The 12685-nt window shown below is 59.2% G+C and carries 10 protein-coding genes; 3 read left to right on the forward strand and 7 right to left on the reverse strand.

The window, feature by feature from the left end; translation table 11 throughout:
* Positions 1-68: 68 nt before the first annotated feature.
* The 7 genes from V1603_RS15015 to V1603_RS15045 form a co-directional block, all read right to left on the reverse strand.
* Entirely contained in the window at positions 69-1085 is a 1017-nt protein-coding gene (locus tag V1603_RS15015) for a LacI family DNA-binding transcriptional regulator (RefSeq protein ID WP_395312871.1), read from the reverse strand.
* A gap of 28 nt (positions 1086-1113) precedes the next feature.
* Positions 1114-2520 carry a sucrose-6-phosphate hydrolase gene (locus V1603_RS15020; RefSeq protein WP_395312872.1) on the reverse strand — a complete coding sequence of 469 codons (1407 nt, stop codon included), beginning with the start codon at positions 2518-2520 and terminating at the stop codon, positions 1114-1116.
* On the reverse strand, positions 2520-3890 hold the full coding sequence (locus V1603_RS15025) for a sucrose-specific PTS transporter subunit IIBC (RefSeq protein ID WP_166711225.1): 1371 nt from the start codon (positions 3888-3890) through the stop codon (positions 2520-2522). Before V1603_RS15025 ends, V1603_RS15020 begins: the two co-directional genes overlap by 1 nt.
* Before the next feature lie 66 nt (positions 3891-3956).
* Positions 3957-5474: a carbohydrate porin gene (locus tag V1603_RS15030; protein WP_116339786.1), complete on the reverse strand. Its 1518-nt coding sequence runs from the start codon at positions 5472-5474 to the stop codon at positions 3957-3959.
* 171 nt (positions 5475-5645) lie between these two features.
* Positions 5646-6536, reverse strand: coding sequence for an aminoimidazole riboside kinase (locus V1603_RS15035; RefSeq protein ID WP_395312873.1), 891 nt, complete (start codon positions 6534-6536; stop codon positions 5646-5648).
* Positions 6537-6624: 88 nt separating this feature from the next.
* A complete protein-coding gene (locus tag V1603_RS15040; RefSeq protein WP_163329483.1) occupies positions 6625-7836 on the reverse strand; it encodes a diguanylate phosphodiesterase in 1212 nt (403 codons plus the stop codon).
* 94 nt (positions 7837-7930) lie between these two features.
* A complete protein-coding gene (locus V1603_RS15045; protein WP_395312874.1) occupies positions 7931-9412 on the reverse strand; it encodes an alpha/beta hydrolase in 1482 nt (493 codons plus the stop codon).
* A 266-nt stretch (positions 9413-9678) separates the two neighbouring features.
* On the opposite strand from V1603_RS15045, the gene V1603_RS15050 reads away from it, so the two are divergent.
* Genes V1603_RS15050 through V1603_RS15060 form a run of 3 tightly spaced genes read left to right on the forward strand, consistent with a single transcriptional unit; the run spans position 9679 to position 12668 of the window.
* On the forward strand, positions 9679-10533 hold the full coding sequence (locus V1603_RS15050) for a MurR/RpiR family transcriptional regulator (protein WP_395312875.1): 855 nt from the start codon (positions 9679-9681) through the stop codon (positions 10531-10533).
* 12 nt (positions 10534-10545) lie between these two features.
* Positions 10546-11121, forward strand: coding sequence for a D-alanyl-D-alanine dipeptidase (gene ddpX, locus V1603_RS15055; protein ID WP_316379184.1), 576 nt, complete (start codon positions 10546-10548; stop codon positions 11119-11121).
* A gap of 14 nt (positions 11122-11135) precedes the next feature.
* Positions 11136-12668 carry an ABC transporter substrate-binding protein gene (locus tag V1603_RS15060; RefSeq protein WP_302218321.1) on the forward strand — a complete coding sequence of 511 codons (1533 nt, stop codon included), beginning with the start codon at positions 11136-11138 and terminating at the stop codon, positions 12666-12668.
* Positions 12669-12685: the final 17 nt, after the last annotated feature.

Raw genomic sequence — 12685 nt, forward strand, 5'->3', positions numbered from 1 at the left:
TTATTCCTTATGGTTATCGGCGCTTCCAAAACTTAAATTAATTAAAGTTATTGATGTATCGCGCGGGGCTATACCGCTGGCTTATAGCGCCGCTGCAGAGTGGCATCCAGCTTGCGCTGCAATGGTTGCGGCGTCTCCCCTTCGATCAATTTGCCTATCAGATCAAAGCAGTGCCACGCCAGCTGGCGGTTGTCCTGTCGAATGGTATCCACCGGGATCGTCAGCGAATCGTAGAGATAGTGATCGTCGAAGCTTGCTAGCCTGATATCGCTTTGCAGCAGATTATGCTGGCCCATATAGCGCAGCACCCCCTCCAGCAGCCCGCAGGCGGCGGTGAACAGCGCTTTTGGCGGACGCCCAAGGCGGGCGCAGAGTTCGGCAAACATCTCGTACCCGGAGCTCGGGTGATAGTTGCCGTTAACGATCCACTCGGGGCGCAGCGCCACGCCGGCCTCTCGCAGACCTTGCTTAAACCCTTCCAGGCGGTCGCGTGTCGGAGACAGGCGCGGCTGTCCGCCGAGGAAGTAGAACTCATCCGGATGCTGACGCGCAATGTCCGCTACCAGTGCCGTCGTCGGGGTAATGGAGTCGGTGATCACCAGCGGCAGCGCGCTGTCGTTCATGTGGCGGTCAAAAAGCACCACGGGCAGCTGCTCGCTGAGCTTCAGGTAGTCCGCATCATTCAGCATGCTGGAGGCCACAATCAGCCCGTCCACCTGACGCGCCACCATGTTGTTCACCACCACTGTCTCCTGCCCTGGGTTTTCATCGCTGCATGAGATCAGCAGCTGAACGCCGGCCTCGCGGCACAGCGTTTCCAGCTCGTGAGAAAACACGGCAAAACCGTAGTTGGTGATCTCCGGAACGACAAGACCAATGGTGTGGCTGCGGTTATCGCGCAGCGACCGGGCGTGAATGCTGGGCTGATAGTGGTGCTCTTTTGCAATCGCCAGCACGCGCTCGCGCGTCTCTTCCGCCACGCGAAGCTCTTTGCTGCGCCCGTTCAGGACCAGGCTGGCGGTGGCTTTTGACACCCCCGCCAGCTCCGCGATGTCTTTGATGGTGACGCGTTTTGTTTTTCTCACAACGACTTAGATCCGGCTGCCAAAACCCTCATTCTATCATGCAGGCGCGCAGCGACCAGTAGCGTAATGTGATGTCGGAAGCACCTTCGAATCGTACCCGGGCCGGATGGTCAGGAAAATAGCGGCTGCTCATCACCCCTTCACCGTGATTGATGAAAATTTCAACGCTGGAGCAGTCGCACAGAACGCGTAAATGACGAACCACCCCCTGCCAGTAGCGGGTCAATGTTTCACCGGTTTTCAGGCTCGCGCGTTCAAGGCGTAAACCCTGCTCATCGACCGTGAGGCGCAGCGCGCCGGCAAAATCGATATTCACCTGCGATGCGCCCAGCTCAAACTCCAGGCGCGTCGCGTCCAGTTCCGGCGCCTCGCTGGCGCGCCCCTGCCAGCGCTGCTCATCTTCACGCAGCGCCGCCAGCTCGCGCGCCGGGGTCTGCCAGAGCCTGCCGTCGCTAAAGCGCAATTCTCTCGGGCAGGTCATCTGGTGCATCCAGCCGTGCGCCCGCGTGGGCTGAAGCATCTCTTCCCCGTCCGGTACGCCCATCCAGCCGATCAGAATGCGGCGTCCGTCCTCCGCCAGCGCGGTTTGCGGGGCGTAAAACTCAAAGCCCGCGTCCAGCTCGTGCAGCTCGCCGTGATCGAATGCGGCGTTTGCATAGTCAAACGCCCCGCTAATCCAGGTGGCCGGATAGGTATTGAGATAGCGATGCGGCTCGCGCGCCAGCCCCTGCGGGCAGCAGATCAGCACGTGCGTCCCGTCGAGGGCGAACAGGTCCGGGCACTCCCACATGTACCCTGCGTCCGTCAGGCCGTTGACCCCGTGACCGGCAATCTCCCCGCAGGACGCCCAGGCGTGCAAATCGGCTGATTTAAACAGCAGCACTTTGCCGCGCTTTTGCACATCCTGCGCGCCGAGCACCATGTACCACTCCCCGTCGTGTTGCCACACCTTCGGGTCGCGCACGTGTCCGGTGTAGCCTTCCGGCAGCGCCAGCACCGGCCCCAGCTTCTTAAAGGTTCCGTCCGCTTGTTCCTCCGCCAGGCACTGCCAGGCGGTGCGGCTGCCATCATCAAACTTAACGTTGCCGGTGTAGCACAGCGTGAGGACGCCGTGGTTATCCACGGCGCTACCGGAGTAGCAGCCGTTGCGGTCATACGCTTCGTCGGGCATCAGCGCCAGTGGCTCGTGCCGCCAGTGCACCAGATCCGCAGAGCTCCAGTGCCCCCAGCACTTAAAGCGATGCTCGCAGTCCAGCGGGTTCCACTGATAGAACAGATGGTAACGGCCGGCAAACCAGATAAACCCGTTCGGGTCATTCATCAGCCCCGTCACCGGCGCGGGGTGCCATTGCGGGTAGTGGCTATCCGCCTGCGCGCGAGGCTGACCTTTCATAACGGCCTGCAGGATCGCAGGCCAGCGGGAAGGTAACGTCATTATTCAGAGTCCGTTTTATATTTCAGCAGCAGCGAGACGGTAAACGCCACGCCGAAGGCAATCACCATGCCGATAATATAGTTAAGGAGCGAGCTGGCCTGCACGATAGCCATGCCCGGAATAGCGGTCAACCCGACGGCGGTCATGTAGACATGCACTGACACCACCCAGGCCCCGCCCGCCGCGCCGCCGATCAGCGCGGCGATAAATGGCTTCACGAAGCGCAGGTTGATACCAAAAATGGCCGCTTCGGTGATGCCCAGCATGGCAGAGAACGCCGACGGTAAGGTAATGGCTTTGATTTTGACATCTTTGGTTTTGAACCACACCGCCAGACAGGCGCCGCCCTGGGCCACGTTCGCCATGGCCCAGATCGGTAGCAGGAAGTTAACGCCAATCGACGGGTTACCCAGCAGCCCGGCTTCAATCGCGTGGAAGCTGTGGTGAATACCGGTGATCACAATCACCGAGTAAAGCCCGCCGAACAGCAGCCCGGCCAGCCAGCCTGCGTGGGCGATCAGCGTGCTCAGGATAAAGGAGATGCCGTCGCCCAGCGCGCGCCCCGCCGGGCCGATAATCAGCAAGGCGATAAAGCCGGAGATAACGACGGTGAGGAACGGCGTCAGGATCAGGTCTAACGCGTCCGGAATCGCGCGGCGCAGGTTTTTCTCGACGATGCTCATAAACCAGACGGCCAGCAGGACCGGGAATACCGTGCCCTGATAGCCAATCATCGCGATCTCAAGGCCGAAGAAGTTCATAGTGTGGAAGCCGGAGGCCACGCCCCAGGCGTTGGTCAGCGCCGGGTGGGTCAGAATGCCGCCCAGCGTCGCCCCCAGATACGGGTTCCCGCCGAATTCCCGCGCCGCGGTAAAGCCGATCAGGATTGGCAGAATGATAAACGCCGCCGAGCTGCACATGTCCAGCATAATGTAGAGGGCATTATCCGCGTTGACCCAGCCGTAGGTTTTCACCATGCCGAGCAGGCCCATCAGCAGGCCGGACGCCACAATCGCCGGAATGATCGGAACGAAGATATTGGAAAGCAAACGCGCAATGCGCTGGAACGGGTTCAGCTTGCGCGCCGCGATATCCGCCGCTTCAGACTTGCTGGACTCGCTAATCCCCGCCGCCTGAATAAACGCGGCGTAGACTTTATTCACCACGCCCGTGCCGAAAATCACCTGCATCTGCCCGGCGTTACGAAAACAGCCTTTTACGCCGTCGACCTTACCGATCGCCTGCTGATCGGCAAGCGCGTCATCGACCAGCACCAGACGAAGACGCGTAGCGCAGTGCGCCGCGCTGGCGATATTTTCCTTACCACCGAGCAGCGGAATAAGCTCGCGGGCGATTTGATTAACATCCATAGATACCTCTGCCTGACTTCTTTTTATGATGTGCGAAACGCCCCCGCCGGGCGGGGGCGTGATGGGTTAAAACCAGGTTTCCATCTGGACCCCAAAGTTCCATTCCCCGCCGGCGTTGAAGCCGCTGCTGCCAAAGGCATCATCGCTGGCGTAATTATCGAGCTTGCTGCTCCAGTCCATCCAGGTGGCAAACAGGCGCAGCTCCGGACGGCTGAAGAAATCGCCGATTTTGCTCGCTTTTAACGTTGGCGCAAAGGTCAGCTTGTAGAAACTGCCGTTGACGGCGTTGCGGTCCTTATAGCCTTCCGGATTTAAGTCCATGTACTGATAGCTTCCCTCAAACGCCAGCGCGAAGTTCTGGGTTACCTCTTTAATCAGGCGGGTGTTGAGCGTCACCCACTCATAGCTGTCGCCCTTGACGTAGCGATCTTTACTGCTCTGCGCCAGCACGGCAGGCGCAACGCTCCAGCCACCGCCGATTGGCGTGACACCGTAACTTGCGAAGCGCCAGGTATCAGCGTCAGACAGCAGCGCGCCGTCGGAGCCGATGCTTTTTACTTCCGCACCCAGACCGTGGCCGTACAGCAGCGCCGTTTTAGCACTTCCTTCACGCAGGCCGTAGAAGCTCTCGTTGTGCAGCCCCACCAGGGCATGAACGCCGTTATTTGCCGCGTCGGTTTTGATGAGATCGCCGTTAGCGTCTTTCCGGTCGTCGTTATCCTTCGCCCGCAGGCCGCTCACCATCACCTGCAAAGGCCCGGCGAAGTGGTTCATGCTGAGGATGTAGTTCTGAACGTTGTTGTCCGTCTGCTCCACGCTGCCGAAGTTGCGGCCGTAGATCGAGAAGTTGCTGCGCAGCGAATCGTTCCACTTCACGTCGTAGACGCCGCCGCCGGTACCGGCCAGAAACACCACGTCGGAATCCAGCCAGTGAATATCAAAGTTGTCGCGGTCGAAGCGTTTACCCGCCCAGAAGGTACTGCCCTTCAGCGCGCCGGTAAAATCAGGCAGGTTGCCCAGCTCCGCAAAAGCCTGGCGAATGTTGAGATCGCTGGTATCGGCTGACCAGTCGTTATAGGTTCGCTGACCGTCTGCCAGCATCGCCTTAAAGCGCGTGGTCGCCCCGTTATCCAGAGTTTGCTTGTGCTCCAGGTTCAGCTCGACGTAGGTGTCGGCTTCGTTACCCAGACGCCCTACCGCACCGCCGGTTTCCCCGGCCGGGGTCAGGTAAGGACCGCTTTTGCTGCTGGAGGCCGCATCGTTCATCAGCAGGCCGGAACGGGCGTAGCCATGGAACTCAAACCCGCTGCTCTGGTCCGCTTTTTTCTCCAGCGCGGTGGTACGCTGCGCCACCGCCTGGGCCGTAGTTTGCGTCTGCTGCTGGGCGGCTACCAGCTGCTGCGTTTTTTGTTCGGCTTCGGTGGCCCGTTTTTCAGCGACCTGCGCACGTGCTTCAGCAGCCTGAAGGCGCTGCTCCATCGCGGCAAGGCGCGCCTCGATACTTGTCATATCCGTCTGGGCAAAAACAGAGGTACTGCCGGCCAGCATGCCTATCATCACGGCAAGTCTGCGTTTTTTATACATTTTGTCGCATCCCTAAAATATTAATCGAACGTGCTAAATTGCTAAACCGGTTTAGGTTGCTGATACTAAACCCCGGAATTTTGGATCGGCAATCTTTTTTGCTAAACCGTTTTAGTAAGTGTGATCGAGGCGACAATTCAGGCCGCCGGTCGGCGGCCCGTGAAGGAAGGATTACAGGTCGTGCTGCCAGGGCAACGCGGTCATCGCCCCCTTTGCCGTAGTGGCTAACGCGCCGCAGCGCTGGGCTAAGGCGATTATCGGGACCAGTTCCTGACCGGCGGCCAGCCCGTAGAGCAGCCCGGCGACGAAGGCATCGCCCGCGCCGGTGGTATCGACGCATTGCACGGGGGTAGCCGGGTAGTGTTTCACCTCGCCTTGATGCCAGGCGATAACGCCCTCTTTACCCTGCGTCACCAGCACCAGACGCGCCGGGCAGCGCTGCATCAGCGCGTTCAAACCGTCTTGTACATCCGTATCGCCGGTTAAAAACGTCAGTTCCTCAACGGAAAGTTTCACCACGTCGGCGCTCTGCAGGGCCTGTTGCAGGCAGCGACGCAGCGCGTTTTCATCCGGCCAGAGATCAGGGCGAATATTGGGGTCAAAGCTTACGTAACCGCCCGCTTTCCGGATGGCGTCCATCGCCTGAAAGGTCGCAGAACGGCTCGGCTCTGCGCTTAACGCGATGGAACAGACGTGCAGCCACTCGTCCGCGCTGAACGTCGGCAGGTCAGCAGGTTCAAGAAACAGATCGGCGCTCGGGCGCACCATGAATGTAAAGGAGCGTTCGCCATGGTCGTCCAGATCGACCACCACCGTAGAGGTGCGGTGCGTCGGGTCAAGGCGCATGTACTTCACGTCGACCCGCTCATTAGCAAGAGTTTTCGCCATAAAGCGCCCGAAAGGATCGTCGCCAACCCTGCCGATAAACGCGCTCTGACCGCCCAGCCGGGCAATGCCCACCGCGACGTTTGCCGGTGCGCCGCCGGGGCACTGCAGTAATTTCCCTTCACCATCGGGCAATAAATCCACTACCGCATCGCCAAGTACCCAAATTTTGTCCATGTGACCCTCGAAGCTAAACTATATTAAACCGTTTTAGCCATTTAAGCACAGGCAGGCCAAAGGGGAAATAACGCGGGAGGAAAATTGCCTAACGTTTCAGATGCGGCCAGCGGATATCGCCGACGCCGTTAAGCTGCGGACGAGCAAAAAGAAAGCCCTGGAAGCGGCGGATCCCGGCAGATTCGAGCCAGCACCACTCCTCTAACTTCTCGATCCCTTCGGCCACCAGGGTAATTTCAAGATCGGAGCAGCAGCTGATGATGGAGCGCACAATCGCCTGCTTCGGGCCGCTGAGGTGGATATCGCTAACTATCTCCCGGTCAATCTTAATTTTATCCGGCTGGAACCGGGTCAGCAGCGAAAGACCGGCATAGCCGGAACCAAAATCATCAATTGCCAGCCCAACGCCCTCGCCGCGAAGCTGCTTAATGGCGCTGTTGAACTGGTTAAGTCCGGAGATCATCTCGTTTTCTGTGATTTCAATAACCACCTGCTCCGGCTGAAGCCCATGCTGTTTAATCTGATCAACCAGAAACGCCACTGCGCCAGGAACATTCACCAGCGACATCGGCAGCAGATTGACCGCAATCTTATGGCTGCCAATCCCCAGCTTTTCGGCCAGCGCGAAGGCATACGCTTTCGTCTGTAGATCGACTTCATAAACTTTGGCCGGATCCAGAGAGCTGAAGAAATGCTCCGGGCTGCCGCCGTCATTGCCGCGGATAAGGGCTTCAAAGGAGCTGATCTTGCCTTCCGAGGGCTCAACAATGGGCTGAAGCGCAAACTGGCAATGCTGGCTGGCAATCAGACCCAGGCTCTCACCCAGAGGCAAGGTTTCCGTTGAGAGCGTCCACTTTGCCGGATCGTAGCGTCCCCCCGACGGGGCCGGACGTTTGCCCATAATAAAGGTCTGAATAAATTTGAACACCCGGTCATCGGATGTCAGATAGCTGTCCAGCCTGCTGTAATTCAGAACCGACTGCAGCACCTCTTTCGGTGACTGCGTCTGCAGATCGAACAGCAGCATACCGACATTTTCAAAACGCCTGCGCGGGCCATAATCCCGCATCAGTTCAACCACCCCACTGTGCCGCTTGTCATCGCGGATTTTATGGAACAGCTTAACCACGCTCTCCTCAGAACCTTCGAGTATTTGCAGCACGTCACTGCCCTTTGCGAGCAAAACCCCGGTGATATTCAGATTGGCATTGCGGATCCGGGCGTGCTCTACCAGCTCCCTCAGCACGGAGGACTGACAGGATAATTTTAACTGGCTTCGGTAAATCAGCGTGGTCAGCACAAAAAGGTGTTCCGATGAATGAAAGGTGCCTTAAAGCTACTGTTTAACATACTTTAACAATGTGACCTAACACATTCACACCACGTATAGAACGCTACTTTTTCTCGTCGCCAATCCGGCTGTTAATCCTCTCCTGCATATAGCCATAAAACGGGTTTGAGGTGACCCGCATCAGCGCCTCTTTTCCGACGCTCAGCACGGACGTTTCTCCCCACAGCGCAATCGTCCCCAGGCTGATGCCATAGCGGTTTTTCACCCCAGGTTCGCGACCATAGAGATCGTCATCCGGCGGGAACGGCACCGCAACGTGCGACAGGGAATAGACATCCTGCGGCCAGGCCTGCGCAAGCGGCACAACCGTCTCCCGCGTGCTGCCTGCCGGGGTGGTTTTCGCCACCGTCGAGAAACTGTGCTCGCTGGCATTGGTGATAATCGTGACACTGTAACGTCTCTGCGCAACCGGCAGAAGCGCCGAGGTTGCCGTCCACGACGACGGCTTGAACAGCGGACGGAAGCTGGCCGCCTGGTTGATATCAAACACCACCAGTTCGCTGCCGTTTGCCGGAAGCTGGTCAAACAGGCCGGTCACCACCGCGCGGGTGCTGACCGTGGAATCCATGACCGACTGGAACGCCAGCACCGGCGGCAAATTCGCCAGCCTGTTCTCCCGCGCCTCGCGGCCTGTCTGCTCCTGCAGGGCCTTCGTCAGCAGCCACGACTGGCGGGCGGCGTTCACCGGGAACGAGTTGTATTTATACGGGTTATATTCCGGGGAGATATTCAGCCACGCCGCTTTGGCAAACGCCGGCAGCAGCGCCGGTAGCCCGGCGAAACCGGCAAAGCGCGCAAAGGCCGTCACACCGATCATCGGTGAAAGCAGTACCACCTGCTGCGGCCGACGAAGCGCAGACGATTCCAGCGTATCGAGGGCATATTTCATCGCCAGCGCCCCGCCGTTGGAGTAGCCCACCAGATGCAGCGGCACGTTCTCCCCCGCCAGGCGCGTGGCTTCCCGCACCGCAAGACGCGTTGCGGCGAGCCACATCTCCCAGTCAACGTCCGTCAGCGCACCGGGCGCGGTGCCGTGTCCGGGCAGGCGCGGAACCACGGCCACAAAGCCGCGCTGCTGATAGTTCTCGGCGAGGTGCCTGACGCTGTAAGGCGAATCCGTCAGCCCGTGCAATAACACCACCGCGCCGCGCGGCTTCCCGGCAGGCATCAGCACAAAGGAGCGGTTGGCATCGGGCGTAAACTGCCCCGGCCATACCAGGCTCTGGCGATAATAGCGGTTTAGCGGCGTTTGTTCCTCGCGCTCCGTTTTCGCCGTCACGGCGTTATCGAGATCGGCGAAAATGGCGTTTTCCCGGGCGAGATACCCGGCAAAGTCGGCGTCATCCATTTCACGTACGGACATCTCATCCGCCCGCCAGGTGTGCCAGAGGTGCAGTTCCGGCCCCTGCTGCGAGAGATAAACCCGCACCGCCAGCAGGACGACCAGGACGATCCCCACGACCATCCCTGTTTTCTTTGCAAGCGCCACCAGGCGCATGCTGATTCGCCAGGGCAAATTCGCCATGCCGGGATCCTTTTTATGTTCACAATGCTTCTATCTTATCAAAAATGTGAACGGGCTGACGTATTCACCAAATTCATACCTGCCGCGTCAGCTACTGCACCAAAAGTGAACTACTCTGCACAAATGTTGATCATCGGTTAACCAAATATTGCATGAAGTTTACAGCGCAGCGGGCTTTGCCCGCTCTGTGAACATGGCACGCGTCGTGCATTGTTAACCGGATAACACACATCCAGCTTTTGACAGCCAGTTAACAGCGAGGCGGTATGACGACGAAACCCGAGATGTTGAGCCGTATCGAAGCGACGTTCAGCCAGCTCACGCCCAGCGAAAAGCGGGTCGGAAGCTGGCTGCTGGCGCACGCCGCGCAAATCCCGTTTGAAACGGCGGAGAGCGTCGGCCAGGCGAGCGGGACCAGCGGAATTACCGTCGGACGCTTCCTGCGCAAGCTGGGGTATCGCAACCTGGAAGATGCCAAAAAAAGCCTGCGCGATCCGTATCAGCCCTGGGGCATGAACGAGCGGCTGGACTCCTGGCAGCAGCAGCCCCCCCTGCCCAACCGCCTTCAGCACGCCCTGGCGCTGGAGGTGGACGCCATCACGCAGGTGTATCAGCTGGCGCAAACGGACGCCTTCCGGCAGGTGGTGCACAACCTCGCCCACGCCGACGCGGTGTTTGTGCTGGGGATCCAGTCCACGCGCGGGATTGCCAACGCCTTCTTCAGCCACCTCGAATATCTCCGCCCGCGCGTGAGCTATTCAGAGGGGGCTTCCGGCAGCTGGGTGGAATCCCTGAACTCGGGTTTTTCGCACCCTTATGTTGTGCTGACCGACACGCGCACCTACTCGGCGATGGCCCGCCAGTACTGCCGCGTCGCCAGCGAGAAAGGCATTCCGCTGGCCTTGATCACCGACATCTGGTGCCCGTGGGCACGGGATTACCCGATGGATTTACTGCAGGTGAAAACCGATACCGGTCATTTCTGGGATTCACTTGCCCCCGTGAGCTGTCTGTTCAACCTGCTGCTGTCGGGCGTGGTGGAAGCGCTGGGTGATGCACTCCCGGCGCGCCTGGCGGTAAACCGACAATTACAACAAGAGTTTGGTCAATTCGAACGCTAAAGGAGCGGAGCTATGCCCGAAGAGAGTGAACTGATTGATGTGGCGAAGACGTTTCCCACGCTGCATATCGATCTGAAGTACGCCACCGCCGACAACATCACCGGCCGCCCGATCTATCAGGAGGCGCTGTGCCTGCTGCATACCGACGCGGCCACCGCGCTGGCAAAAGCCATCAGCATTGCCGCGCTGGCCGGGCTGAAGCTGGTGGTCTACGACGCCTATCGCCCGCAGCAGGCGCAGGCCCAGCTGTGGGACGCCTGCCCGAACCCGGAATACGTGGTCGACGTGGCGATTGGCTCTAATCACAGCCGCGGGACGGCCATCGACGTCACCCTGATGGACGAACATAACCGCGTGCTGGATATGGGCGCCGGCTTTGACGAAATGCATGACCGATCGCATCCCTATCACCCTTCCGTACCCCCGCATGCCCAGCGCAACCGTCTGCTGCTGAACGCCATCATGTTCGGCGGCGGTTTTGTGGGGATTAGCAGCGAATGGTGGCACTTCGAACTGCCGAACGCTGCCAGCTACCCGCTGCTGGAAGACCGTTTTGCCTGTTTTCCCCTGACGCACACCTCTCTTTAACCTGGAGCACTGCCATGAAAACAACGCTTCTCACAACCCTGATTGCCGCCACGCTGGTTTTAAGCACCCCGCTGGCGCTGGCTGCCGTTCCGAAAGACATGCTGGCAATCGGTAAAGCCGCCGATCCGCAAACGCTCGATCCTGCCATCACCATTGATAACAACGACTGGACCGTCACCTATCCGTCCTACCAGCGTCTGGTCAAGTACAAGCCCGGCTCTACCGAGGTGGAGGGCGATCTGTCGACGGGCTGGAAGGCATCCGACGACCAGAAAGAGTGGACCTTTACCCTGGCGGATAACGCCAAATTCTCCGACGGTACGCCGGTCACCGCCGAGGCGGTCAAGCTCTCCTTTGAGCGCCTGCTGAAGCTCGGCCAGGGGCCGTCTGAAGCCTTCCCGAAAGATCTAAAAATTGATGCCGTGGATGACCACACGGTGAAATTCACCCTCAGCCAGCCGTTCGCGCCTTTCCTCTACACGCTCGCAAACGACGGGGCGTCTATCATTAACCCGGCGGTGCTGAAGGCGAATGCCGCTGACGATGCGCGCGGTTTTCTGGCGCAAAACACCGCCGGCTCCGGGCCGTTTATGCTCAAAAGCTGGCAGAAAGGCCAGCAGCTGATCCTGGTGCCTAACCCCCACTGGCCGGGCGACAAGCCGCACTTTAAGCGCGTCTCGGTGAAAATTATCGGCGAGAGCGCCTCGCGCCGACTGCAGCTTTCCCGCGGCGATCTGGACATTGCCGACTCCCTGCCGGTCGATCAGCTCGCGGCCCTGAAGCAGGAAGGCAAAGTCGCCGTCGCCGAATACCCGTCCCTGCGCGTGACCTATCTCTACCTCAACAACAGCAAAGCGCCGCTCAATCAGGTGGATTTACGCCGGGCTATCTCCTGGGCGACGGATTACCAGGGGATGGTAAAAGGCATTCTGAGCGGCAACGGCAAGCAGATGCGTGGCCCGATCCCGGAAGGCATGTGGGGCTTTGACGCCGCGGCAATGCAGTACAGCTTCGACGAGGCCAAAGCCAAAGCGGCGCTGGAGAAGGTCAAAGACAAACCCGCCAGCCTGACCTTCCTCTACTCGGACAACGATCCAAACTGGGAGCCAATCGCCCTCTCCACTCAGGCCAGCCTCGGCAAGATCGGCATTAACGTCAAGCTGGAGAAACTGGCCAATGCCACCATGCGCGATCGCGTCGGCAAAGGCGATTACGACATCGCCATCGGCAACTGGAGCCCGGACTTTGCCGACCCGTATATGTTCATGAACTACTGGTTCGAATCGGACAAAAAAGGGCTGCCGGGCAACCGCTCGTTCTATGAGAACAAAGAGGTCGATTCCCTGCTGCAGGCCGCGCTGAAAACCACAGACCAGGCGGAACGCACCAAAGATTACCAGCAGGCGCAAAAGGTGGTCATCGACGAAGCGGCTTACGTTTATCTGTTCCAGAAGAACTACCAGCTGGCGATGAACAAAGAGGTCAAGGGCTTCACCTTTAATCCGATGCTGGAGCAGGTATTCAACATCGCCACCATGAGTAAATAACGGTTCTCGCCGGGGGA

The organism is Enterobacter sp. ECC-219, from assembly GCF_043966805.1.
In the GTDB taxonomy this organism is placed as follows: domain Bacteria; phylum Pseudomonadota; class Gammaproteobacteria; order Enterobacterales; family Enterobacteriaceae; genus Enterobacter; species Enterobacter cloacae_N.